The following is a 23,898-nucleotide window of genomic DNA, read 5'->3' on the forward strand; positions in this document are numbered from 1 at the left end:
CGCGCGCATCACTTCGTCTTGGCCGGCGATTTCACGGCGAACGGCGCATCGACCGTTTCGCCGTCGGAGAATTTCAGGCGCAGGTGCACGGTGTCGCCGGGCTTGATCGCGTGCTTCGGTTCCTCGAGCATGAAGTGATAGCCGCCCGGCGCGATGTCGACCTTGCCGCGCGCGGGGATCGTCAGCTTGTCGACCATTTCCATCTTCTGCGTCGAGCCGTTCGAGACCGTCTGGTGCAGCATCGCCATCCCGTAGTCGGGGCTGTCGACGTCGACGAGGTCGATCGGCTTGTCGCCGGTGTTCACGAGCGTCACGTAGCCGCCCGCGGGCAGCTTGTTCGGCAGCCAGCGCACCCACGCGTTCTGCGCGCTGATCGCGCCGGCGGCATACGCGTGCGCGCCGGCGCACAGCGCGGCGACGAGGGCGAACGTCTTGAGGGTCGTTTTCGTGTTCATGGCGGAATTCAGGTCGTGGAGGCAGTGTCGATGATCCGGCGCACATCGGCGGCGATGGCGTCGGGCGAATCGCGATCGGTCGCGAGCAGGCGTGCGCGGCCGGTCGCGTCGAAGACGTAGACGGCCGAGCTGTGCGTTACTTCGTAGCCGCCGGACGGATCGCGTTTTTCCATCTGGTACGCGACGCGATAGCGCTTCGCGAGCGATTCGATCTGGCCATCGGTGCCGGTCAGGCCACGCGCATGCGCGGCGTCGAACGCGGCGACATAGGACTGCATCGCCTGCGGCGTATCGCGCGCGGGGTCGACCGAGACGAACAGGATGCGCACGTTATCCGCCTGCGGGCCGAGCTTCGCCAGCACTTCCATCAACCGCGCCAGCGTTTCGGGGCAGACGTCGGGGCAGTGCGTGTAGCCGAAGTAGACGAGCGCGACGCGGCCGCGGAACGCGTCGGCGTCGACGGGACGGCCGTCGCCGCCCGTCAGCTCGAACGACAGGTCGGGCAAGTGGCCGGTGACGTTGGTCAGGTTCCAGCGCGGCTCGTCGTGCGTGCACGCGGCGAGCGCCACGGCGGCGGCGAGGGCCGCGGCCGTGCGGATGAGGCGGGAGAGGCGAGACGGCATCCTGGGGCTCGATCGGGCGAAATGGGTGACCGGCCGGCGCGATGCCATGCGTCGCGCGGCAGGCGGTTGCGACTGTAGCGCAATTCGCGCGCCTGCGTCCTTTTGAAACCGGTACGGGGTTGGCGAGCGGGGCAATATGTCGCAGTTGACGCGGCGGCTGGCGCGAGGTCCGCGCTGCCCCGTTTCGCCCATCTGGGGGCGCAGGCGCGGTAAGATGCGCACAACTCCATTCGCGCAGCGGCGGCCGGCATGTGCCGGCCGCCCTCAGACTATCGAATCGATGCAATCCGTTCCGGCTTCCCTGTCCCTGACCGATACCGCGTTCTTCTTCGACTTCGACGGCACGCTCGTCGAGCTGGCGCCGACCCCCGACAGCATTCACGTTCCGCCGTCGCTGCTGACGCTGCTCGACGAGTTGTCGCGCCGCTCGCACGGCGCGGTCGCGATCGTGTCCGGACGCGGGATCGACAACCTCGACACGTTCCTGAAGATGCCCGGCCTGCCGATCGCCGGCCTGCACGGCGCGGAGCGCCGCGACGCGAACGGCGACACGCAGCGCATCGGCTTCAACGACGAGCGCCTGCTGCGCATCGAGCGCGAGCTCGCGGGCGTGGTCGATCGCCATCCGGGCATGCTGCTCGAAATCAAGGGTGCGGCCGTCGCGCTGCACTTTCGCAATGCGCCCGAGCGCGAGGCGGTGGCGCGCGAAGCGGCCGAGCGCCTCGTCGCCGACTATCCGGATGCGTACGTGCTGCAACCCGGCAAGATGGTGTTCGAGATCAAGCCGAAGGGCGTCGACAAGGGGCGCGCGCTGGCCGCGTTCCTCGACGAGCCGCCGTTTGCGGGCCGCGTGCCGCTGTTCGCGGGCGACGACCTGACCGACGAGAAGGGCTTCGCGGTGGTCAACGCGCGCGGCGGCCTGTCGATCAAGGTCGGCGCGGGCGAGACGTCCGCGCGGATGCGGCTCGATTCGGTCGACGCACTGCATGAGCAGATCGCACGCTGGCTCGACGCGGGGCAACCGCACGCATGAGCCGGCTCATCATCGTTTCAAACCGCGTCGCACCGATTTCGGAAGGCGAACCGGCGGCGGGCGGCCTCGCGATCGGCGTCTACGACGCGCTGAAGGAAACCGGCGGCATGTGGTTCGGCTGGAGCGGCGAAGTGGTCGCGTCCGGCGCGCCGCAGCCGCAGATCCGCATCGAGGAGCGCGGGCCGGTGACGTTCGCGACCGTCGGGCTGTCGCGCCGCGATTACGACCAGTACTACCGCGGTTTCTCGAACGCGACGCTGTGGCCCGCGTTTCACTACCGCGCGGACCTGATCCAGTACGATCGCCACGAATTCGACGGCTACCGCCGCGTCAACGTGTGGCTCGCGCAGCAGCTCGTGCCGCTGCTGCAGGACGACGACGTGATCTGGGTGCACGACTATCACCTGATTCCGTTCGCGCGCGCGCTGCGCGACGCCGGCGTGAAGAACCGCATCGGCTTCTTCCTGCACATCCCGTTTCCGGCCGCGCAGGTGCTCGTCAACGTGCCGCCGCACCGCGAGCTCGTCGAGTCGCTGTGCGCGTTCGATCTGCTCGGCTTCCAGACCGAGCCCGATCTGCGCGCGTTCTGCGACTACATCGCGTTCGAGGCGGACGGCGAGGTCGAGCACGACGGGCACACGGCGCACGTGCGGGCGTTCGGCCAGACGCTGCGCGCGGCCGCCTATCCGATCGGCGTGTATCCGGACGAGATCGCGTCGCTCGCGCAGGCGGGCGAGCACGGCAAGGCGGTGCGCACGCTCGCGACGTCGCTGCGCGGGCGGCAACTGATCATGAGCGTCGACCGGCTCGATTATTCGAAGGGGCTCGTCGAGCGCTTCCGGGCGTTCGAGAAGCTGCTCGAGCATCAGGCGTCGATTCGCAACCGCGTGTCGTTCCTGCAGATCGCGCCGTCGACGCGCGCGGACCTGCGCGCGTATCAGGACATCCGGCTGCAGCTCGAAGCGGAGTCGGGGCGCATCAACGGGCGCTACGCGGAGCTCGACTGGGCGCCGATCCTCTACATTCACCGCCAGTACGACCGGCAGCTGCTGGCCGCGCTGTACCGGCTCGCGCGCGTGGGTTTCGTGACGCCGCTGCGCGACGGGATGAACCTCGTCGCGAAGGAGTACGTGTCCGCGCAGAATCCGGACGATCCGGGCGTGCTGGTGCTGTCGCGCTTCGCGGGCGCCGCGCGCGAGCTCACGGGCGCGCTGATCGTCAATCCGATCGATATCGACGGGATGGCCGATGCGCTGTCGCAGGCGCTGACGATGCCGCTCGCCGAACGGCGCGCACGCTATGCGGACATGATCGCGCAGCTTCGCGAGAACAACGTGTCGGTGTGGCGGGACAATTTTCTGCGCGATCTGCAGCAGGTCTGATCCCGATCCATTGCTGCCGCTGCAATTGAAAAAGCCGCCGTGCGAGCAAGCACGGCGGCTTTTTCGTTGGCCGGATGCCGACGCGCGTCAGGCCACGCGTTCGCCGGTCGGCGTGTTGCCGTCGGTGGCCGCATGATGGCGGCCGTGCTGCTTCGCGAGCAGATCGCGGTACAGGCCGGGGCGGCTGCGCAGCACCTCGGGCGGGCCGTCGTCGATCACCTTGCCGTTGCTCATCACGATGATGCGGTCGAAGTTGCGCAGCGTCGACAGGCGGTGCGCGATCGCGATCACCGTGCGGCCGACCATCAGTCGGTCGAGCGCGCTCTGGATCGCTTCCTCGGATGCGCTGTCGAGCGCCGACGTCGCTTCGTCGAGCAGCAGAATCGGCGCATTCTTCAGGATCGCGCGCGCGATCGCGATGCGCTGGCGCTGGCCGCCCGACAGCTTGACGCCGCGGTCGCCGACGATCGTGTCATAGCCTTCCGGCATCGCCTCGATGAACTCCGCGCAGCGCGCGTCGCGCGCTGCGGCGAGCACTTCGTCGCGGGTCGCGTCGGGGCGGCCGTACGCGATGTTGTCGTAGATGGTCCGGTGCAGCAGCGAGATGTCCTGCGGCACCAGCGCGATCGCGTGGCGCAGGCTGTCCTGCGTGATGGCCTTCACGTCCTGGCCGTCGACCTTCACGACGCCGTCCTGCGTGTCGTAGAAGCGCTGCAGCAGCGCGAGCACGGTCGATTTGCCCGCGCCCGACTTGCCGATCAGGCCGACGCGCTGGCCCGGCTCGATATGCAGGTCGAAGTGGTCGAGGATCGCGCGGCGGTGCGGGTACGCGAACGTCACGCGCTCGAAGTCGACGCGGCCGCCCGTGGCCGACAGCGGCTGCGCGTCCGAGCGGTCCGGCATCCCGTGCGGCTCGAGCAGCGTCTTCACCGCTTCGGACAGGCGCGCGACGTGCTGCGTGACGTCGACGAGCGCGACCGCGAGGTCGCGCGTGCCGTGCAGGATCGTGAAGCCGAGCGAGCTGACGAGCACGATGTCGCCCGACGTCGCGCGGCCCTGGTCCCACAGCCACAGCGCCCAGCCAAGCAGGCCGGCGGACAGCATCGCGGTGATCACCGCGTGCAGCAGCCGCAGCTTTTCGAGATAGAGCAGGCTCTGCTGGCGTGCGTCCATCTCGGCCTTCACCGTCGCGCTGAAGCGCTTCTGTTCGCGCAGCGTCATCCCGAACGCGCGCACAAGGCCCATGTTGCCGATCACGTCGACGAGCTCGCCGTCGACCGCCGCGGCCTTCGCCGCGAACGCGTGATGGCGTGCGGAGCCGCGGCCGGCGAGCTTGAACAGGATGACGGACAGTACGGCCGAACAGCCGAGCAGGCCGGCCGCCATCAGCGGATTGACGACGATGATCATCAGGATCGCGCCCATCACCGCGATGCACGGCGGCAGCACGTTCCACGCCATCGTGTTCTCCGACGTGTAGACCGCGTTCGACGTGGCCGTGATGCGGCTGGCGAGCGTGCCGGGCTGCTTCTCCGAGTAATACGTCGGCGAATGGCCGATCAGGTACTGGAACAGGTCGCGCCGCAGGTCGCCGGTGACCGCGACGAACGTGTGCGCGGCGACCCAGCCGCCGACGCGCCACAGCAGGTTGTCGGCCGCGATCAGCCCGACGAGCAGCGCGAACGCGCTCCACAGCGGGCCCGGGTGATGGCGTCCGGTCGCGAGCACGTCGATCAGGTGCTTGATCGCATATTGCGAGCCGAGCGCGCAGCCGACGGCGGCCAGCACGCTGCAGAGCACGACCAGGTGCGCGACGGGGTGGAGGCGGATGTAGCGGAACAGGAACGCGATCGGCCGATGCGCGTAGCTCGACAGCTTCGCGTTGTGGGCGTTGCGCTGGGCGGGGGTGAGAGATTCCAAAATATGGGTGCGGTGATTCGGTGATTGAGCGGGGCGGCTGGGTCGCAGGCCGGCGTTCGCCCGGACTGAATAATCCGGCATTGTAAACAACGCCGCGCGTCGCGCTGCGCGAATCTTGCCTTGGCCAGGGGCTCGCGCTCGATTTTGAGATAAAATCCGGCATCCCGTCCTCCATGCCGGAATCACGCTGCCGGCAGCTGCGGGTTAACAAGGATCGCCAAAACGGCCTTCCACTCTAGAACGGACGCCCGAGTCCGCGGGTTGCAAAGTGTTGCGCCTTTGTAACAAAGTAAAGTGTTTGAAATGTCGTGCGCCGTATCGGGAATAACCCTAGATAATCGGCTCCGGGTTCGATTCCAGGTTTTTTTACGAACCCCTGTCAACGGGTCTTCGTTTCAAACGTTCTATGCCTGTCGCGTCGCCGACGCTCCTTGAGCAGCGCGGGTTCGACGCCCCCGGCAGGCTGATTCGTCCGAGGTTCGGACGACATGTTTCCAGCCCGGACCACCGGCAGGTTGCCGACCCATACCTGGTTTTTTGCCGATTTTTTAGGAGTTACGCATGCGAATCGCCCAAATCGCTCCGTTGCATGAAGCGGTGCCCCCGAAACTGTACGGCGGTACCGAGCGAGTGGTGTCCTATCTGACCGAAGCACTCGTCGAGATGGGGCATGACGTCACGCTCTTCGCGAGCGGCGATTCGCAAACCTCCGCGAAGCTCGAAGCGTGCTGGCCGCAGGCGCTGCGCCTCGACCCGACGATCCGCGACGTGATGGCCCCGCACATGCTGCTCCTCGAGCAGGTGCGCCGCCGCGCGGAAGAGTTCGACGTCCTGCACTGCCATATCGACTACTACCCGTTCTCGCTGTTCTCGCGCCAGCCGGTCCCGCATCTGACGACGATGCACGGCCGTCTCGACCTGCCGGAACTGCAGCCGATCTTCAACGCGTTCAGCGACGTGCCGGTCGTGTCGATCTCCGACAACCAGCGCATCCCGCTGCCGCAGGCGAACTGGCTGTCGACCGTCTACCACGGCCTGCCGGAAAACCTGCTGACGCCGATCCCGAACGTGAAGCCGAGCTACCTCGCGTTCCTCGGCCGCATCTCGCCGGAGAAGCGCGTCGACACGGCGATCCGCATCGCCGAGCAGGCCGGCCTGCCGATCAAGATCGCCGCGAAGCTCGACAAGGCCGACCGCGCGTACTACGAAGAGAAGATCAAGCCGCTGTTCGCGCTGCCGCACGTCGAGTACATCGGCGAAATCAGCGAGTCCGAAAAGACCGAATTCCTCGGCAACGCGCACGCGCTGCTGTTCCCGATCGACTGGCCGGAGCCCTTCGGCCTGGTGATGATCGAGGCGATGGCCTGCGGCACGCCGGTGATCGCGTTCAAGCGCGGCTCGGTGCCGGAAGTGATCGACAACGGCGTGTCGGGCTTCGTCGTCGAAGACGAATTGTCGGCCGTCGCCGCGCTCAAGCGTCTCGATACGCTGCCGCGCGAGAAGGTTCGCGCCGCGTTCGAAGCCCGTTTCTCGTCGAAGGTGATGGCGCAGAACTACGTGAAGGGCTACGAGGAACTGCTGCGCCAGAAGCGTCGCACGGTGCTCCGCGAAGTCAACGCAAGCTGATTGCGGGCCGCCGCCGCGCGGCCGCCACGACGCCCCGTCCGGGTTTTCCGGCGGGGCGTTGTCACATCTGCGGCGCGGATCTGTTGTATTCTCGCCGCGCCCGACGCTGCGAACGGCCTCCGAAGCGGCCCGGCACGCCATCCTGCCGTCTGTCCAGACGGTAATGTCCCTATAATGGCCGTGCCGTGAAATCCGGCCCGGTACGACTATCCAGAGGAGAGCAGTCTTGGCGAGAACGAAAACCACGCGCGCAGCGCCGGCCCCCGGCGCCGGCGTGATCTTCGCGTTGCGCGCGATCGGTCTCGTGCTGCTCGCGCGCTGGCTGTTCTCGATGTCCCAGATGGGCTATCGCTCGTCGCTGTCGGCGATGGTGTCGTCGCCGTGGGCATTCCTCTACCTCATCCTGATCTTCCTGCTGCTCGCGCTGCCGGGCGCCGCCGCGCGGGCCGAGCGGCCGTTCCATCCGCTGCCGCAGTGGCTGCGCCAGGCGCTGCGCGTGTTCGCGCTGATCGGTTTCCTGTTTGCCGCGTGGTCGATCGGCGCGTTCACGTGGGCGGCCGGCTGGCGCCGCGCGCTGCATGCGGTGACGGCGACCAACGGCTGGCTCGTCGCCGCGCCGGCGCTGTACGCGGCGATCGTCTGGATCTGCCGGCCGCGGCCGCTGTGGCGGACCAACGTGGCCGCGCGCCGCTTCGCGGTCGGCCGGTATGCGATCTCGCTCGACGTGCTGACGCGCACCGCGATCGTCTGGATGGAAAGCCGCAAGGTCGGCCAGTACGACGCGCGCGAACTGTCGGTGCGCTGGCCCGGCCGGGTCGCACCTGCCGCGCCCGCCGCGGGCGAGCAGGGCGCGCAGCAGGCGGTCGTGCCGCCGCGTCGCGGCAGCCTGTTCAATCGGCCGAAGGTGGAACTGCTGTGGGATTCGCCGGCGGCTGTCGGCCACAACCGGCAGGTCGTGATGCGCACGCCGCTCGCGACCGAAGGGGACCGCGTCGCGGTGCTCGCGCTCGACGCGGCGCTCAAGCAAATCGTCTGACAGGCTCGCGCACCGGGCGCGGGCGACAAGGAGGCGCGATGATCGTCCGTTGGTTGCTGGCTGCCATTCACCTGAGTGCGTTCGGCGTCGCGTTTGCCGCGATCGCGGCGCGTAACCGCGCGTTGCGCCGGCTCATCGCATCCGCGCAGGCGGTCGATTTGCCCGGCGTGTTCAAGGCCGACGCGGTCTGGGGCGTGTCGGCGCTCGTGCTGATCGCGACGGGCGTCGCACGCGCGTTCGGCGGTTTCGAGAAAGGCACCGCGTACTACCTGCACGAACCGCTCTTTCACCTGAAGATGACCGCGCTCGTGCTGATCCTGCTGCTCGAGGTCGTGCCGATGCTGGGGCTGATCCGCTGGCGTGTCGCCGCGCGGCGGCAGCAGATGCCCGATATCGGCCGTGCGCGCACCTATGTGCGGATCGGCCACTGGCAGGCGGTGCTGGTGATCGTCATCGTGTTCGCCGCGTCGGGGATGGCGCGGGGGATTGGCGCAGCCGGCTAGGGACGCCCGGTTAGGGACGCCCGGTTAGGGGGGCGGCAGGCCAGGGGATCCATCAGCGGGCGATAGGCTAGCCGCGCGCGCGCGAATCCCGCTTTTGCTTCGCCGGCCTTTCCCGGCCGGCGATCGCCAATCCACCGGCGAACCGCATCATTCCGTCCGACCGGGCGGACCTGCCGCCCGGTTCGTCGCGCCCTCAACGCACGAGGCACGGGCGCTTGTTGTTGAACGTCCAGCCCGGGATCAGATACTGCATCGCCGCCGCGTCGTCGCGGGCGCCGAGGCCGTGCTGCTTGTACAGCTCGTGCGCGAGCGCGACCGCATCCATGTCGATGTCGATGCCGAGCCCCGGCCGCTTCGGCACTTCCACCAGCCCGTTCTCGATCTTCAACGGCTCGCGCGTCAGCCGTTCGCCGTCCTGCCAGATCCAGTGCGTGTCGATCGCGGTGACCTGGCCGGGCGCCGCGGCCGCGACGTGCGTGAACATCGCGAGCGACACATCGAAGTGGTTGTTCGAATGCGAACCCCACGTGAGGCCCCAGTCGCGGCACATCTGCGCGACCCGCACCGAGCCCTGCATCGTCCAGAAATGCGGATCGGCGAGCGGGATGTCGACGGCGTGCAACTGCACCGCATGGCCCATCTGCCGCCAGTCGGTCGCGATCATGTTGGTGGCCGTCGGCAGCCCCGTCGCGCGGCGGAATTCGGCCATCACCTCGCGGCCCGAGTAACCGTTCTCCGCGCCGCACGGATCTTCCGCATACGCGAGCACGTGATGCTGATCGCGGCACAGTCGCACGGCCTCGTCGAGGGACCATGCGCCGTTCGGATCGAGCGTCACGCGCGCGTCGGGGAAGCGCTCGGCGAGCGCCGTCACGGCTTCGATCTCGCTCGCCCCGTCGAACACGCCACCCTTCAGCTTGAAGTCGTTGAAGCCGTAGCGCGCATGCGCGGCTTCGGCGAGCCGCACGACGGCTTCGGGCGTCAGCGCGGCCTCGTCGCGCACGCGGGTCCAGTCGTCGGTCGCGCCGCGGCCGTCGCGATAGGGGAGCGCCGTCTTCGTGCGATCGCCGACGTAGAACAGGTAGCCGAGCATTTCGACCCGCTCGCGCTGCTGGCCTTCGCCGAGCAGCGCGGCGACCGGCACGCCGAGATGCTGGCCGAGCAGGTCGAGCAGCGCGGCTTCGAGCGCGGTGACCGCGTGGATCGTCGTGCGCAGGTCGAAGGTCTGCAGCCCCCGGCCGCTCGCGTCGCGGTCGGCGAAGGTGCGGCGCACGTCGTTGAGCACCGCGTGATAGTTGCCGACCGGCTGGCCGACGACGAGCGCGCGCGCGTCGTCGAGCGTGCGGCGGATGCTCTCGCCGCCCGGCACTTCGCCGACGCCCGTGCGGCCCGCGCTGTCCTTCAGGATCACGAGGTTGCGGGTGAAGAACGGGCCGTGCGCGCCGCTCAGGTTGAGCAGCATGCTGTCGTGGCCGGCGACCGGAATCGCTTGCAGGTCGACGATGCGCGGCGTGTCGTGGGAAGGCGAGGCAGTGACGGCGTTCATGGGCGGCGATGGCGAAAAAGTAGGCGATGCCGTGCGGCAAAAGCTTTGCCGCGCGCGGCGTGAGGTGCGATCATTCGACAACCGACGTGCGCGGCGCGCAAGCCCCGCATGTCGACGCAACCCGAGCACGGGGTGGAAGCGACAACCGGGCCCATGGAGCGCAGCACGCGAACACGGGTCGATCGATCGTTACGCACGGGACCAGGCGGGACTGAACAGCCGACCTGAGTCGACAGGAGACTGTGCGCCGATCATCAGTCGTCGGATGACTTGTGACGCAGTATAATGAATCATCGGCTTTCGCTCAAACCCCGCGTAAACCCTCGGCTCACATTACGATCATTCAAAAAGGAACCGGCCACATGTCCGTGCCTACGCTTCCCGCCGCGCCGCGCCGTCGCGCACGCAGCCTCGCACAAGATGTCGTCGACGCGCTGACCGCGCAGATCGAAAACGGCACGCTGCGTCCCGGCGACAAGCTGCCGACCGAAACCGAAGTCATGGCGGCGCAGGGCGTGAGCCGGACGGTCGTGCGCGAGGCGATCTCGCGGATGCAGGCGAGCGGCCTCGTCGAGACGCGCCACGGCATCGGCAGCTTCGTGCTCGAGCCGTCGCGCCGCCAGACGCTCGGCATCGATCCCGCGACGATCACGACGCTGCGCGACGTGCTCGCGGTGCTGGAGCTGCGCATCAGCCTCGAAAGCGAGTGCGCGAGCCTCGCCGCGCAGCGCGCGAACGATGGCGACCTCGCCGCGCTGCGGCGCGCGCTCGACGCGATCGCGACGGGCGCGGGCGGCGGCCGCGACACCGCGCAGCTCGACTTCCAGTTCCACCTGCAGATCGCGCAATCCACCGGCAACCGCTATTTCGTCGACATCATGACGCAGCTCGGCACGTCGATCATCCCGCGCACGCGCGTGAATTCGGCGCGCTTTGCCGGCGACGACCTCGAGCGCTACGTCGGCCGGCTGAATCACGAGCACGAGGACATCTACGAGGCAATCGCGCGCCACGACCCGGAAGCGGCCCGCGCCGCGATGCGCACGCATCTCACGAACAGCCGCGAGCGGCTGCGCCGCGCGCACGAGGCGGCGGAGGCCGAAGCCGGCTGACCGCCGAGTTGCGGAGCCCGCGCGGCTGCGCGCGGGTGAAATCGCTTTAACATCAGTCGTCATATGAGATCGGGGTGATTCCGCCGATCTTCACGGCCGGGCGGCGTGCCCGCCGCCGGCCGCCTGCCTCGCCGATCAGCCTCCCTTGGTCACGATCGTCTTCCACGCGCCGTTCTTCACCTGGTACAGCGTCGACATCCCGCTCTTCAGCGAGCCGTCGTTCGCGAACGAGATGCGGCCGGTCACGCCTTCGAAGTCGACTTTCTTCAGCGCCGGGCGATAGGCCTTCGGGTCGGTCGAACCGGCCGCCTGCATCGCCTTGATCGCCGCCCACGCCGCGTCATAGCCGAACTGCGCGTACGACAGCACGTCGACGCCGAAGCGCTTCTTGAAGCGCGCCTCGAAATCCTTGCCCTGCGGCAACTCGTCGAGCGGCCGGCCGTATTCCCATGCCATCGCGCCTTCGGCGGCCGGGCCCGCGATCTTGATGAACTCGTTGTCCTTCACGCCGCCGCCGCCGACGAACTGCGCGTTCAGCCCGAGCTGACGCATCTGCTTGATGAAGTTCGCGGCGAGCGAATCGAGGCCGCCGAAGAAGATCAGGTCCGGGTTTCTGCCCTTCAGGCTCGTGATCTGCGCGCGGAAATCGACCGCCTGGTTGTTGGTGAACTCGCGTCCGATGATCGTGCCGCCGGCAGCCTTCACGGCCTTCTCGAATTCGTCGGCCTCGCCCTGGCCGAACGCGGTGCGGTCGTCGATGATCGCGATGCGCTTCGCCTTCGTCACGTCGACCGCGTACTTGCCCGCGTTGCCGGCGTTCTGGCCGTCGGTCGCGATCACCATGAACATGTTCGCGAGCCCGCGCGACGTGAGCGTCGGGTTGGTCGCGGCCGGGTCGATCACCGGAATGCCGGCCTTGTCGTAGACCACCGACGCCGGAATCGTCGTCCCCGAGTTGAAGTGGCCGACCACGACCGACACGTTCTGGTCGACCAGCGCCTGCGCGGCCTGCACGCCGATGCGCGGGTCGGCCTGGTCGTCCTGCACGACGAGATTGAAGTGGGCAGGCTTGCCGGCGATCTGCACCTTCTGCGCGACCGCATCGTCGAGCGCGAGCTGCACGCCGTTCTGCAGATCCTTGCCGTAGCCGGCGTTCACGCCCGTGAGCGGCGCGGCGAAGCCGACCTTCACGTCGGTTGCGTCGGCAGCGTGAGCAGCCTGTTGCGAGAGGAGGGCAAGCGCGGAGGCAATGGACACCGACAGCAGGGAATGACGGAATTTCATGTTGTTCCTCTTGTTCGACACCGGCGAGTGGGTACCGCGCGCGTCCGGGCGGGCCGGGCGCGTGCGACGGGCGGGCGGTTCGACCGCTTCTCGGAATCGGGCGGGGAGGTCGGCAGCGTGATCCTCGGAAACATCTCCCGTCAGGCTCCGTGAAGAGCCCCGATTGCTTCGATATATAGGTCGCCGATATGCGCGGGTCTTGGAAATTTGTCGCGCATTCGATGCGGATTTGCGCATAGCTTCCGCGCGAGCGCGGGCGGCCGGTATCGGGAGTTTCCCGTCGCGAACGGAACGGGCGCAGAGAGGGGGAGTGCTGCGGGGCAAAGACGCGGCGCAGCCCGCCGGGGCCGCGCCGCGCGTGGGTCGACGTCAGTCGGACAGGGCGTCCGATGCGGCTTCGGCGTCGTCGTGCGACGCGGTCGTGCGGATCAGCGGGTCGCTGGTGCTCGGGCGGCCCGTTTCGACGTGGCCCGCGAAGCGGCGCAGGAAGCCGAGCTGGCGGCCGTCGCTGACGGTCAGGTCATACCAGCCGTGGCTGCCGCGCAGGTCCCAGTAATCGTCGACGTGCGCGCCCGGCGCGAGGTCGAACGTGCGCGCGTGACCGTGGCCGTACGCGTTCGTGACCTTCAGCCGCACGGCCTTGTGGCCGCGGTTCATCAGGCGCAGCGTGATGTTGCCGTTCGCGACGTCGTAGCCGTAGATCACTTCGGGGTTCACGCTCGCGCTGCCGACGCCGGTCGCGAACGGGCCGCGGAAATGGCAGTAGAAGCCGTTCGGGCCGTACACGTCGAGGTCGTACAGGCCGAGCGACGCGGCGGCGCTCCACGTATCGGCGATGCGTTTGCCGGCTTCGACCGTGTACGCCCACGGGCCGTCGACGCGGTTGCGCGACTGGACCTGGAACGCGGCGCCTGCGCGGCCCGTGTTCGCGAAGGTCAGCCGGAACTGCCCGTTCGCGGCTTCGACGCGGCCGTGCACGAACAGCTCGTACGGCAGCGCGCGCGCCGGACGCAGCCCGGCTTCCTGTTTCGGCAGCTTCTGCAGCACCGGCGGCACCGGGATGTAGTCGGGATGGCGCACGCGGTCGGGCGGCGCGTAGCCGCTCGTGTCGGGCAGCGTCGGCCACGCGGCGTCCGCGGTCGCGAACTCGAACGCCGACGTCAGGTCGCCGCACACCGCGCGGCGCCACGGCGACACGTTGGCGGCCGTGATCGGATACTGCGCGCCGAACCGCGCCTCGATGAATTGCAGCAGCGACGTGTGATCGAAGGTCTGCGAGCAGACCCAGCCGCCCTTGGTCCACGGCGACACGACCAGCATCGGCACGCGCGGCCCGAGCCCGTACGGACCGGCCATGTGCGACGCGTCGCCGGCATAGACCTCGTTGGTCGTCGCGACCGTCGACAACCCGTTGTCGCGCGACTGCGGCGCGAACGGCGGCGGCACGTGATCGAAGAAGCCGTCGTTTTCGTCATACGTGATGAAGAGCGCGGTCTTGCTCCACACGTCCGGATTCGACACGAGCGCCTTCAGCACCTGCTCGATGTACCACGCGCCGTAGTTGGCCGGCCAGTTCGGGTGCTCGGAATATGCTTCCGGCGCGCAGATCCACGATACCTGCGGCAGCGTGCCGTTCTTCACGTCCTGCTGCAGCACGTCGAACAGCGTGCCGCCGGCGCTGATGTTGGTGCCGGTGCGCGCCTTGTCGTACAGCGGCGTGCCCGGCAGCGCGGTGCGGTACTGGTTGAAGTAGAGCAGCGCGTTGTCGCCGTAGTTGCCGATGTACGGGTTGGACGTCCAGCCCCACGAACCCTTCGCGTCGAGCCCCGTGCCGACGTCCTGGTAGATCTTCCACGACACGCCGGCCTGTTCGAGCACTTCCGGATAGGTCGTCCAGCCGTAGCCCTTTTCATCGTTGCCGAGCACCGGGCCGCCGCCCGTGCCGTCGTTGCCGACGTAGCCGGTCCACATGTAATAGCGGTTCGGGTCGGTCGAGCCCGGGAACGCGCAGTGGTACGCGTCGCAGATCGTGAACGCGTCGGCGAGCTGGTAGTGGAACGGGATGTCGTCGCGCTTCAGGTACGCCATCGTCGTCGTGCCCTTGTTCGGCACCCACTGGTCGTAGCGGCCCTTGTTCCAGGCAGCGTGCATGTCCTGCCAGCCGTGCGGCAGGTCCTGCAGGAACTGCAGGCCGAGCTTGTCGGCGCCCGGGTGGAACGGCAGCAGTTCGGCCGGGCCGACCGGCTGGTGAAACACCGACTTGCCGTTCGCGAGGCGCAGCGGGCGCGGGTCACCGAAGCCGCGGACACCGCGCATCGTGCCGAAGTAATGGTCGAACGAGCGGTTCTCCTGCATCAGGATCACGATGTGTTCGATATCGCGGATCGTGCCGGTACGGCGGTTCGCGGGAATCGCGAGCGCATCGCGGATCACGGGCGGAAACAGGTTCAGCGCGGCGGCGCCGGCAGTGCCGGCGGCGACGCGCAGGAAGTCACGACGGTTCGATCGGGTCATGGTCGTTATCGTGGGGTAAAGAGGGAGCCGATTGGCGGGACCTGCGGAAAGGGCGCACACCGGGTCGCAGGATGCGGCTGCGCCGATGCGTGCCGCCGCGAGCATAGCGAGGAATCGGTGTCATTCATGTGAAGTCCGGAAACGTTTGCACGCGTGGACCGGGTTGCAGCCGGCGGTGCGCCGCCGCACGGACTGCGGGGCAGCGGCAACGGGCGAGGCGGGTGCTGCGCGGCACGCGGACAGCGGGAACAGCGGGAACAGCGAGGGAGCCGCAGGACGGCCGAGGTGCGGCAGCAGGCAGCCGCGGCGAGCAGGGCGATGCGCACGCGTCAGGCGTCGGTCACCCACGCGCCGAACCATTCGCTCGGCCGCGCGATTTCATCCTGCGCGGCGACGAGCTCGAGCTCGTAGCGGCGTGCGTCGTAGGTGGCCTTCACGACCGCGTGCACGGCCGCGAGCGTGTGTTCGAACGCGGCGCGCACCGAGTCGCCGCGCAGCCGGCACGCGACGAAGATCGCGCTGGTCAGGTCGCCGACACCGACCGGATGGCGCGGAAACGCATACAGCGGCCGCTGGCCGATCCACGCTTCGGTTTCGGTGACGGCGAGCATGTTGAAGCGGTCGGCCGGGCTGTTGCGGTCGTGCAGGTGCTTGACGAGGATGATCTTCGGGCCGCGGCGGATCAGCGCGCGGCACGCGTCGACGGCTTCCGCCACGGTCTCGATGCGTCGCCCGGCGAGCTTCTGCAGTTCGGTATGGTTCGGCGACATGCCGTCCGCGAGCGCGGGCACCTCCTGCACGATGAATTCCTCGACGCCGGGCTCGGGCCGGACGCCGCCCGTCTGGCCCATCGCCGGATCGCAGAAGTACCACGCGTTCGGATTCATCGCCTTCACCGAGCGCACGATCTCGACCGCCGCGCGTGCCTGTGGCGGCGAGCCGAGGAAGCCGGACAGCACCGCGTCGCAACGCTTGAGCGCGCCGATGGCGGCGATGCCGTCGACGAGCTGCTCCATCTTCGCGGCGTCGATCGCGCTGCCGGCCCAGTGGCCGTACTGCATGTGATTCGACAACTGGACGGTGTTGAGCGGCCAGACGTTGACGCCGAGGCGCTGCATCGGGAACACGGCCGCGCTGTTGCCGGCATGGCCGTAGATGACGTGCGACTGAATGCTGAGGACGTTTTTCATGGGAATTCGCCTGCACGCGTTTCAGGGTCACGTCACACGATACCCGAGTTCGTCGTACGCGCGGAAGTCGCGCGGCGTTGGAGTGTTGCGCGCCGTCGTCACGCGACCGCGTAGAATCGCGGGGCGCGAGACAGCTCGAGACAGCCCGAGACAGCCCGCGGCAACCCGGCAGCCCGCGCGCGCCCCCCCATCACCGTGATCGCCATGCTTTCGATTTGCAAGATCCTGTCCGCCGCGCGCGCCGCCGTGCTCGGCGCGAGCGCCGCCGCGTGCGCGATGCCCGTTGCGAGCGTCGCCGCGACGCCCGCCGCCAACGACGGGCCCGCGTACGGCCCGCGTCTGGAAGGGTTCGCGTATCCGGCGCCCGTGCACGAATACGCGTTCGTGTCGCAGCGCGAAACCCTCGAGATGGCGTACCTCGACGTGCAGCCCGCGCACCCGAACGGCCGCACCGTCGTGCTGCTGCACGGCAAGAACTTCTGCGCGGCGACCTGGGAGGACACGATCGGCGTGCTGAGCCGCGCCGGCTATCGCGTGATCGCGCCCGACCAGATCGGCTTCTGCAAGTCGTCGAAGCCCGAGCGCTACCAGTACAGCTTCCAGCAACTCGCGCGCAACACGCACGCGCTGCTCGAATCGGTCGGTGTGAAATCGGCGACGATCGTCGGCCACTCGACGGGCGGGATGCTCGCGATCCGCTACGCGCTGATGTATCCGAAGGCGACCGACCAGCTCGTGCTCGTGAACCCGATCGGCCTCGAGGACTGGAAGGCGCTCGGCGTGCCGCCGCTGTCGGTCGACTACTGGTATGCGCGCGAGCTGAAGACCAACGCCGACGGCATCCGCCGCTACGAGCAGGCGACCTACTACGCGGGCAAGTGGGCGCCGTCGTACGAGCGCTGGGTGCAGATGCTCGCCGGCATGTATCGCGGCGCCGGCCGCGACGCGGTCGCGTGGAACTCCGCGCTGATCTACGACATGATCCTCACGCAGCCGGTGGTCTACGAATTCGGCGCGATTCGCGTGCCGACGCTGCTGATGATCGGCGACAAGGACACGACCGCGATCGGCAAGGACGTCGCGCCGCCCGACGTGCACGCGAAGCTCGGCCGCTATCCCGAACTCGCGAAGCGCACGCAGGCCGCGATTCCCGGCGCGCAGCTCGTCGAATTCCCGGCGCTCGGCCACGCGCCGCAGATCCAGGACCCGGACGCGTTCCACAAGGCGCTGCTCGACGGGCTGGACGCCGTGCGCCCGCAGTGACGCGGCGCGGGCGGCCGGCCGCGCGCGGTCGTGCCGTCAGCTTGCCTCGCTCGCGAGTTCGTCGCGGATCTGCGCGGCCAGTTCGAACGAGCGCAGCCGCGCGGCATGATCGTAGATCTGCGCGGTGATGATCAGCTCGTCGGCGCCCGTCTGCGCGATACGGTCGCGCAGCTTGTCGCGCACCGTGTCGCGCGAGCCGACCGCCGCGAACGACAGCGAATGCGCGACGGTCGCGAGTTCGAGTTCGTTCGCCTCGAGCGCGTCGACGGGCGGCGGCAGCTTGCCCGGCGTGCCGCGCCGCAGGTTGATGAACTGCTGTTGCAGCGACGTGAACAGGCGCCGCGCCTCGTCGTCGGTCTCGGCCGCGAACACGTTGACGCCGACCATCGCATGCGGCTTCGGCCACGCGGCCGACGGCCGGTACTGCGCGCGATAGATTTCGAGCGCCCGCATCAGATAGTCGGGCGCGAAGTGCGACGCGAACGCGAACGGCAGCCCGAGCATCGCCGCGAGCTGCGCGCTGAACAGGCTCGAACCGAGCAGCCACACCGGGACGTCGAGCCCCGCGCCAGGCACCGCGCGCACGCGCTGGCCGGGTACCGGCTCCGCGAAGTAGCGCTGCAGCTCGGCGACGTCGTCCGGGAACGAATCCGCACTGCCGATCAGGTCGCGGCGCAGCGCGCGCGACGTGGTCTGGTCGGTGCCGGGCGCGCGGCCGAGGCCGAGGTCGATGCGCCCCGGATACAGCGACGCGAGCGTGCCGAACTGCTCGGCGATCACGAGCGGCGCATGGTTCGGCAGCATGATGCCGCCCGAGCCGACCCGGATCGTCTGCGTGGCGCCCGCGACGTGGCCGATCACGACGGCGGTGGCCGCACTCGCGATCCCCGGCATGTTGTGATGCTCGGCCAGCCAGTAACGCCGGTAGCCCCAGCGCTCCGCGTGCTGCGCGAGATCGACGGTGTTGCGGAACGCCTGCGAGGCGTCGGCGCCGGCCGGAATGGGCGCGAGATCGAGTACGGAAAACGGTGTCATCGGAAGACCTTCGAAACGGGGTGGCGTGGTGATGCGCGGACGCAACAGACGCCAAGGATTTTGCCAAAGGGTTCCGGAACGTGCTGGCGGCGCGCGGATACCCATGCGCCTTACAGGGGCGCAGGGTTGCTTGCGACCATCGTTGCGAAAATCAATCTAATCGCTGATTTATTACCAAACTTTACGGCGATTGGAAGTGAAACCGCATCGACATACAAATTTGCACGAAACGTTTGATTTTAAAGACTGCAATACGCCTGCAAAGTGCTTACGCTAATGTGAACGTGGCCGGGCCGATCAGGCTCGTCGACCGCTCAGCTTTGCCGGAATTGCACTAGTCCGTTTCGCGTAGCACCGCGCGCGGGGGGGCGCAGACTGCTAAAATCCGCCGCCTGCCCATCTTGTGCCGATGGAGCCATTCGAGTCTTCCCGCATGCCGTCCGGGCGCTGCGCGGGGATACGCCACGCGAAGCCGGGCATGGCCGAACCCGAACAACGGGTCGCGCCTTCCCCTTACAGACGCTGCTGGAACAAGGAGTCGGGTCGTGCCCGCGTTCGTCGTTGTCGGAATACCGCATCACGCTCAATCACGCTCAAGCGGTTGCCATGGCGCCCACGTCGCCGGGAGGCATCGCACATGACGCCCACCGCCACGCTGCTCGACTGGCTCCTGATCGCGTTCACGCTGGCCGCGGCCGGCTATGCGCTCGTCGCGGCCTTCGCGCCGCGGCCGCGCACGCCGCGCACGACGGTGCGCGACGGCTTCGAGCCGGTCAGCGTGCTGAAGCCGCTGTGCGGCGCGGAGCCGCACCTGTATGAAAACCTCGCGACCTTCTGCGCGCAGCGCCATCCTCGCTACGAGGTGCTGTTCGGCGTCGCATCGTCGGCCGATCCGGCCGCGGCCGTCGTCGAGCGGTTGCGCGCCGATCATCCGGATTGCGACATCACGCTCGTGATCGACGCGCGTGTGCACGGCAAGAACCTGAAGGTCAGCAACCTCATCAATCTCGCCGAGCGCGCGAAATACGGCCGCATCGTGATCGCGGACAGCGACATCGCGGTGCAGCCCGACTATCTGGAGCGCGTGACGGCGCCGCTCGCGGACCCGTCGGTCGGGGTCGTCACGTGCCTGTATCATGCGCGCAGCGTCGGCGGCTTCTGGACGCGGATCGGCGCGCAGTTCGTCGACGCGTGGTTCGCGCCGTCGGTGCGGATCACCCACCTCGGCCGCTCGAGCCGCTTCGGCTTCGGCGCGACGCTCGCGCTCACGCGCGACACGCTCGACCGGATCGGCGGTCTCTTCGCGCTGAAGGACGAGCTGGCCGACGATTTCTGGCTGGCCGAGCTGCCGCGCCGCCTCGGGCGGCGCACCGTGCTGTCCGAGGTCGAGGTCGCGACCGACGTGATCGAACCGTCGTTCGGGCCGCTGTGGCACCGCGAGACGCGCTGGCTGCGCACGATTCGTTCGCTGAACCCGGCCGGCTTCGCGTTCCTGTTCATCACGTTTACCGTGCCGTGGCTCGCGATCGGCGCGGTGCTGGCATTGCGCCTCGACGGCACCTTCGCCGGCACGCTGGCGGGCGGGGCGGCCGCGGTCGGCGCATTCGGGCGGCTCGTGCTGCACGCGCGCGGCGAGGACGGCTGGCGCGCGTTCTGGCGCGACCTGCCGCTCGTCGCGGTGCGCGACACGCTGCTCGCGCTCGAGTGGCTCGCGGCCGTGTTCGGCACGCAGGTCGTGTGGCGCGGCGCCAGGATGACGGTCGTCGGCGGCGAACGCGCGACGGCGGCCGTGGAAGCAGTGGACGGCCGCTAGCGCCGTCGATCGAACCCGGCCCGCGGGCCGAGACGCGTCGCACGGCGAAGCCGCGCGGCGCGACATGACAGAGAGGCGGGCGCCGGCAGGGCGGCCCGCGGTTTTTTGACTGAATCGTTGTAACGAAACGAACTATGCAGGCTACCGGAGCATTCATGAAAACGCTGTTCTTGCAGGCCCCTTCGTATGACGGCTTCGACGGCGGAGCCGGCTCGCGCTATCAGGCGAAGCGCGAAATCCGTTCCTTCTGGTATCCGACCTGGCTCGCGCAGCCGGCCGCGCTCGTGCCGGGCAGCTGCGTCGTCGATGCGCCGGCCGACGGGCTGTCGGTCGAGGAAACGCTGAAGATCGCCAACGACTACGACCTCGTGATCATCCATACGAGCACGCCGTCGTTCCCGACCGACGCGATGTTCGCGCAGGACCTGAAGAAGATGAAGCCGTCGATGCGGGTCGGCATGGTCGGCGCGAAGGTGATGGTCGATCCGCACAACTCGCTGACGGCGAGCGACGCGATCGACTTCGTGTGTCGCGAGGAATTCGACTACACCTGCAAGGAAATCGCCGAAGGCAAGCCGTTCCCCGAAATCAAGGGCTTGAGCTGGCGCGCGAAGGACGGCTCGATCGAGCATAACGAAGCGCGTCCGATCCTGGAGAACATGGACGAGCTGCCGTTCGTCGCGCCCGTCTACAAGCGCGACCTGAAGATCGACAACTACTTCATCGGCTACCTGAACTATCCGTACGTGTCGATCTACACGGGCCGCGGCTGCAAGTCGCGCTGCACGTTCTGCCTGTGGCCGCAGACGGTCAGCGGCCATCGCTACCGCACGCGCTCGGTCGAGAACGTGCTCGCGGAAGCGAAGTGGATCCGCGACAACATGCCGGAAGTGAAGGAACTGATGTTCGACGACGACACCTTCACCGACGACCTGCCGCGCGCCGAAGCCATCGCCATCGGCCTGGGCAAGCTCGGCATCACGTGGTCGTGCAACGCGAAGGCCAACGTGCCGTACAAGTCGCTGAAGATCATGAAGGACAACGGCCTGCGCCTGCTGCTGGTCGGCTTCGAATCGGGCGACGACCAGATCCTCGTGAACATCAAGAAGGGCGTGCGCACCGATTTCGCGCGCCGCTTCAGCGCGGACTGCAAGAAGCTCGGCATCAAGATCCACGGCACCTTCATCCTCGGCCTGCCGGGCGAGACGCAGGAGACGATCAGGAAGACGATCGAGTACGCGAAGGAAATCAACCCGCACACGATCCAGGTGTCGCTCGCCGCGCCGTATCCGGGCACGACGTTGTACAAGCAGGCCGTCGAGAACGGCTGGATGGAAGAGAACAAGACCATCAACCTGGTCAGCAAGGAAGGCGTGCAGCTCGCGGCGATCGGCTATCCGCACCTGTCGCGCGACGAGATCTATCACCATCTCGAGCAGTTCTATCGCCAGTTCTACTTCCGCCCGTCGAAGATCTGGGAAATCGTGCGCGAGATGCTGACGAGCTGGGACATGATGAAGCGTCGCCTGCGCGAAGGCGTCGAGTTCTTCCGTTTCCTGCGCGCGCACGAGGCCTGATCCGTGACGACGCAGCGGGCGGCGCGGGCGCTGATCTTTACCGCGGACGACTTCGGGCTGCACCCGCGCGTCAACGCGGCGGTCGAGCGTGCGCATCGCGACGGCGTGCTGAACGCCGCCAGCCTGATGGTCGGTGCGCCTGCGGCGCAGGATGCGATCGAGCGCGCGCGGCGGCTGCCGTCGCTCGCGGTCGGCCTGCATCTGGTGCTCGCGGACGGGCCAGCCACGCTGCCCGCGCACGAGATTCCCGCGCTCGTCGGCCTTGACGGGCGCTTCGGCGACGCGATGGCGAAGGACGGCTGTCGCTTCTTCTTCCTGCCGCACGTGCGCGCGCAACTGCGCCGCGAGATCCGTGCGCAGTTCGACGCGTTCGCGGCGAGCGGCCTGCCGCTCGATCACGTGAACGCGCACAAGCATTTCCACCTGCACCCGACCGTGCTGTCGATGATCGTCGAGATCGGCCGCGACTACGGGCTGCGCGCGGTGCGGCTGCCGTACGAAACGAGCGCGCCCGCGCTGCTCAAGCCGTGGATCGCGCTGGTGCGCGCGCGGCTCGACCGGGCCGGGCTCGCGCACAACGACTACGTGGTCGGCATCGAGCATACGGGTGCGATGGACGAGGCCGTGCTGCTCGACGCGCTCGCGAAGCTGCCGCCGGGCGTCGGCGAGATCTACTGCCATCCGGCCGAAGCCGGCGACGGTCCGATCACGCCGACGATGGCCGGCTACCGACCGGTCGACGAACTGGATGCGCTGCTGTCGCCGCGTGTCGCGGCCGCGCTGAAGGCGGCGGGCGTCGCGACCGGCGGCTTTGCCGACGTGTTCGGCGGGCCCGCGGCCCGGCGCGGCGCGCATGCGTCGCGCGCACCGGGAGCGCAGCCGTCATGAGCAAGTGGATCAAGTGGCTCGGCTGGCCGATCGGCATCGGCATCCTGCTCGCGCTGGGACTGCACGAAGGCGTCGGCGACGTGTCGCAGATGCTCGCGCGCGCCGGTTACGCGCTGCTGTGGCTCGTGCCGTTCCACGCGCTGCCGCTGCTGCTCGATGCATACGCGTGGCACCAGTTGCTCGACCGGCGCGCGTCGCTGGCGTTCCTGTGGTGGATCGCGACCGTGCGCGAGGCCGTGAACCGGCTGCTGCCCGTGGTCGGGATCGGCGGAGAGATCGCCGGCATCCGGCTCGCGCGCTGGCAGGTGCCCGACGCGAGCCGCGTGACCGCGTCGGTGATCGTCGAGGTGCTCGTGACGATCGTCGTCCAGTATGCGTTCGCGGCGCTCGGCCTCGTGCTGCTGCTCGCGACGACCGACAACATGGGCGGCGGCACGATCGGCCTCGCGCTGCTGCTGACGCTGCCGTTGCCGGTGCTCGGCGTCGTGCTGATGCGGCGCGGCGGCATCTTCCATGCGATCGAGCGTTTCGCGGGCCGCCTGCTCGGCGATTCGCACCGGCTGCTGCAGGGCGTCGACGGCCGCCGGCTCGACGCCGACATCGATTCGCTGATGTCGCGCACGGGCCTGTTGTTCAGCGCGTTCTTCTGGCAATTGGCCGGCTACGTGCTCGGCGCGCTCGAGATCTACTGGGCGCTCGCGCTGCTCGGCCATCCGGTGTCGATCGGCGGCGCGATCGCGATCGAGGCGATGACGCAGGCCGTCCGGCATGCGGCGTTCATGGTGCCGGGCGGGCTCGGCGTGCAGGAGGCGACCGTCGTGCTGCTCGCGCAGATGTTCGGCGTCGACCGCGAGACGGCGCTGTCGCTCGCGGTGGTCAAGCGTGGCCGCGAAGTGCTGTTCGGCTGCCTCGCGCTCGGCTCGTGGCAGCTTGCCGAGCTGGTGCGCACGCGCGGCCGTCCGGGCGCGCCGCCGAGTGGGCCGCGCCCGGCGCCGCCGGCGACTCGGGCGTCCGAAGCCCGGACCGAAACCGAAACGACGCATTGAACCTCCGACGGGCCGCGCGGCCCGTCTCGCGCTTTCGGCGCCGCGCGAGTAT

The 23,898-nt window shown here is 68.5% G+C and carries 19 protein-coding genes; 11 read left to right on the plus strand and 8 right to left on the minus strand.

The annotated features are described in order from the left end of the window. Positions 1-8: 8 nt before the first annotated feature. Together J8I35_RS30870 and J8I35_RS30875 are read right to left on the minus strand one after the other, a co-directional pair. Entirely contained in the window at positions 9-455 is a 447-nt protein-coding gene (locus J8I35_RS30870) for a copper chaperone PCu(A)C (RefSeq protein WP_175975399.1), read from the minus strand. Positions 456-463: 8 nt separating this feature from the next. Next, positions 464-1,078: an SCO family protein gene (locus J8I35_RS30875; protein ID WP_124556927.1), complete on the minus strand. Its 615-nt coding sequence runs from the start codon at positions 1,076-1,078 to the stop codon at positions 464-466. Between the two features lie 280 nt (positions 1,079-1,358). Between J8I35_RS30875 and otsB the strand changes: the two genes are divergently transcribed. Together otsB and otsA are read left to right on the plus strand one after the other, a co-directional pair. After that, entirely contained in the window at positions 1,359-2,111 is a 753-nt protein-coding gene (gene otsB / locus J8I35_RS30880; protein ID WP_124556928.1) for a trehalose-phosphatase, read from the plus strand. After that, positions 2,108-3,493: an alpha,alpha-trehalose-phosphate synthase (UDP-forming) gene (gene otsA, locus J8I35_RS30885; protein WP_204383729.1), complete on the plus strand. Its 1,386-nt coding sequence runs from the start codon at positions 2,108-2,110 to the stop codon at positions 3,491-3,493. Before otsB ends, otsA begins: the two co-directional genes overlap by 4 nt. Positions 3,494-3,580: 87 nt before the next feature. On the opposite strand, the gene J8I35_RS30890 is transcribed toward otsA, so the two are convergent. Beyond that, a complete protein-coding gene (locus J8I35_RS30890; RefSeq protein WP_204383731.1) occupies positions 3,581-5,413 on the minus strand; it encodes an ABC transporter ATP-binding protein in 1,833 nt (610 codons plus the stop codon). A 561-nt stretch (positions 5,414-5,974) separates the two neighbouring features. Between J8I35_RS30890 and J8I35_RS30895 the strand changes: the two genes are divergently transcribed. The 3 genes from J8I35_RS30895 to J8I35_RS30905 all read left to right on the plus strand — a co-directional run bounded on the left by J8I35_RS30895 (position 5,975) and on the right by J8I35_RS30905 (position 8,578). After that, positions 5,975-7,039, plus strand: a complete 1,065-nt coding sequence (locus J8I35_RS30895) for a glycosyltransferase family 4 protein (RefSeq protein ID WP_006476459.1) — start codon at positions 5,975-5,977, stop codon at positions 7,037-7,039. A gap of 226 nt (positions 7,040-7,265) precedes the next feature. Then, complete coding sequence (locus J8I35_RS30900) at positions 7,266-8,075, plus strand: hypothetical protein (protein WP_089488280.1); 810 nt, start codon at positions 7,266-7,268, stop codon at positions 8,073-8,075. A 38-nt stretch (positions 8,076-8,113) separates the two neighbouring features. Then, positions 8,114-8,578: a DUF2214 family protein gene (locus tag J8I35_RS30905; protein ID WP_175975394.1), complete on the plus strand. Its 465-nt coding sequence runs from the start codon at positions 8,114-8,116 to the stop codon at positions 8,576-8,578. 193 nt (positions 8,579-8,771) lie between these two features. Here J8I35_RS30905 and gudD read toward each other — a convergent pair whose 3' ends face one another. Further along, positions 8,772-10,124, minus strand: coding sequence for a glucarate dehydratase (gene gudD, locus J8I35_RS30910; protein ID WP_124629908.1), 1,353 nt, complete (start codon positions 10,122-10,124; stop codon positions 8,772-8,774). A gap of 362 nt (positions 10,125-10,486) precedes the next feature. Between gudD and J8I35_RS30915 the strand changes: the two genes are divergently transcribed. Continuing rightward, entirely contained in the window at positions 10,487-11,236 is a 750-nt protein-coding gene (locus J8I35_RS30915; protein ID WP_209928724.1) for a FadR/GntR family transcriptional regulator, read from the plus strand. Positions 11,237-11,371: 135 nt separating this feature from the next. Here the strand turns inward: J8I35_RS30915 and J8I35_RS30920 are convergent, their stop codons facing one another. The 3 genes from J8I35_RS30920 to pdxY all read right to left on the minus strand — a co-directional run bounded on the left by J8I35_RS30920 (position 11,372) and on the right by pdxY (position 16,224). Further along, positions 11,372-12,520, minus strand: coding sequence for a branched-chain amino acid ABC transporter substrate-binding protein (locus tag J8I35_RS30920; RefSeq protein ID WP_209928729.1), 1,149 nt, complete (start codon positions 12,518-12,520; stop codon positions 11,372-11,374). A gap of 369 nt (positions 12,521-12,889) precedes the next feature. After that, positions 12,890-15,034, minus strand: a complete 2,145-nt coding sequence (locus J8I35_RS30925) for a phospholipase C, phosphocholine-specific (protein WP_209928732.1) — start codon at positions 15,032-15,034, stop codon at positions 12,890-12,892. 329 nt (positions 15,035-15,363) lie between these two features. After that, complete coding sequence (gene pdxY / locus J8I35_RS30930; RefSeq protein WP_050011428.1) at positions 15,364-16,224, minus strand: pyridoxal kinase PdxY; 861 nt, start codon at positions 16,222-16,224, stop codon at positions 15,364-15,366. A 204-nt stretch (positions 16,225-16,428) separates the two neighbouring features. Here pdxY and J8I35_RS30935 point away from each other — a divergent pair, with 204 nt between their 5' ends. Continuing rightward, on the plus strand, positions 16,429-17,487 hold the full coding sequence (locus tag J8I35_RS30935; protein ID WP_209928737.1) for an alpha/beta hydrolase: 1,059 nt from the start codon (positions 16,429-16,431) through the stop codon (positions 17,485-17,487). Positions 17,488-17,523: 36 nt separating this feature from the next. On the opposite strand, the gene J8I35_RS30940 is transcribed toward J8I35_RS30935, so the two are convergent. After that, complete coding sequence (locus J8I35_RS30940; RefSeq protein WP_124556936.1) at positions 17,524-18,522, minus strand: LLM class flavin-dependent oxidoreductase; 999 nt, start codon at positions 18,520-18,522, stop codon at positions 17,524-17,526. A 637-nt stretch (positions 18,523-19,159) separates the two neighbouring features. On the opposite strand from J8I35_RS30940, the gene hpnI reads away from it, so the two are divergent. From hpnI to J8I35_RS30960, 4 genes are all read left to right on the plus strand, one after another. Further along, on the plus strand, positions 19,160-20,335 hold the full coding sequence (hpnI, locus tag J8I35_RS30945) for a bacteriohopanetetrol glucosamine biosynthesis glycosyltransferase HpnI (RefSeq protein ID WP_124556937.1): 1,176 nt from the start codon (positions 19,160-19,162) through the stop codon (positions 20,333-20,335). A gap of 155 nt (positions 20,336-20,490) precedes the next feature. Further along, positions 20,491-21,912, plus strand: coding sequence for a hopanoid biosynthesis associated radical SAM protein HpnJ (hpnJ, locus tag J8I35_RS30950; protein WP_209928739.1), 1,422 nt, complete (start codon positions 20,491-20,493; stop codon positions 21,910-21,912). 3 nt (positions 21,913-21,915) lie between these two features. Then, positions 21,916-22,800 (plus strand): hopanoid biosynthesis-associated protein HpnK, encoded by an 885-nt coding sequence (gene hpnK, locus J8I35_RS30955; protein WP_050011423.1) that lies wholly within the window; start codon positions 21,916-21,918, stop codon positions 22,798-22,800. Next, positions 22,797-23,846 carry a lysylphosphatidylglycerol synthase domain-containing protein gene (locus J8I35_RS30960; RefSeq protein ID WP_209928740.1) on the plus strand — a complete coding sequence of 350 codons (1,050 nt, stop codon included), beginning with the start codon at positions 22,797-22,799 and terminating at the stop codon, positions 23,844-23,846. The genes hpnK and J8I35_RS30960 overlap by 4 nt, the downstream gene beginning before the upstream one ends. Positions 23,847-23,898: the final 52 nt, after the last annotated feature.

This window comes from Burkholderia sp. CpTa8-5 (assembly GCF_017815045.1).
Taxonomy (GTDB): Bacteria; Pseudomonadota; Gammaproteobacteria; order Burkholderiales; family Burkholderiaceae; genus Burkholderia; species Burkholderia sola.

Bases quoted from the DNA above. Each gene is read 5' to 3' on its own strand.
- J8I35_RS30870 (WP_175975399.1), bottom strand. From the start codon at position 455: ATGAACACGAAAACGACCCTCAAGACGTTCGCCCTCGTCGCCGCGCTG.
- J8I35_RS30875 (WP_124556927.1), bottom strand. From the start codon at position 1,078: ATGCCGTCTCGCCTCTCCCGCCTCATCCGCACGGCCGCGGCCCTCGCC.
- otsB (WP_124556928.1), top strand. From the start codon at position 1,359: ATGCAATCCGTTCCGGCTTCCCTGTCCCTGACCGATACCGCGTTCTTC.
- otsA (WP_204383729.1), top strand. From the start codon at position 2,108: ATGAGCCGGCTCATCATCGTTTCAAACCGCGTCGCACCGATTTCGGAA.
- J8I35_RS30895 (WP_006476459.1), top strand. From the start codon at position 5,975: ATGCGAATCGCCCAAATCGCTCCGTTGCATGAAGCGGTGCCCCCGAAA.
- J8I35_RS30905 (WP_175975394.1), top strand. From the start codon at position 8,114: ATGATCGTCCGTTGGTTGCTGGCTGCCATTCACCTGAGTGCGTTCGGC.
- gudD (WP_124629908.1), bottom strand. From the start codon at position 10,124: ATGAACGCCGTCACTGCCTCGCCTTCCCACGACACGCCGCGCATCGTC.
- J8I35_RS30915 (WP_209928724.1), top strand. From the start codon at position 10,487: ATGTCCGTGCCTACGCTTCCCGCCGCGCCGCGCCGTCGCGCACGCAGC.
- J8I35_RS30920 (WP_209928729.1), bottom strand. From the start codon at position 12,520: ATGAAATTCCGTCATTCCCTGCTGTCGGTGTCCATTGCCTCCGCGCTT.
- J8I35_RS30925 (WP_209928732.1), bottom strand. From the start codon at position 15,034: ATGACCCGATCGAACCGTCGTGACTTCCTGCGCGTCGCCGCCGGCACT.
- pdxY (WP_050011428.1), bottom strand. From the start codon at position 16,224: ATGAAAAACGTCCTCAGCATTCAGTCGCACGTCATCTACGGCCATGCC.
- J8I35_RS30935 (WP_209928737.1), top strand. From the start codon at position 16,429: ATGCTTTCGATTTGCAAGATCCTGTCCGCCGCGCGCGCCGCCGTGCTC.
- J8I35_RS30940 (WP_124556936.1), bottom strand. From the start codon at position 18,522: ATGACACCGTTTTCCGTACTCGATCTCGCGCCCATTCCGGCCGGCGCC.
- hpnI (WP_124556937.1), top strand. From the start codon at position 19,160: ATGACGCCCACCGCCACGCTGCTCGACTGGCTCCTGATCGCGTTCACG.
- hpnJ (WP_209928739.1), top strand. From the start codon at position 20,491: ATGAAAACGCTGTTCTTGCAGGCCCCTTCGTATGACGGCTTCGACGGC.
- J8I35_RS30960 (WP_209928740.1), top strand. From the start codon at position 22,797: ATGAGCAAGTGGATCAAGTGGCTCGGCTGGCCGATCGGCATCGGCATC.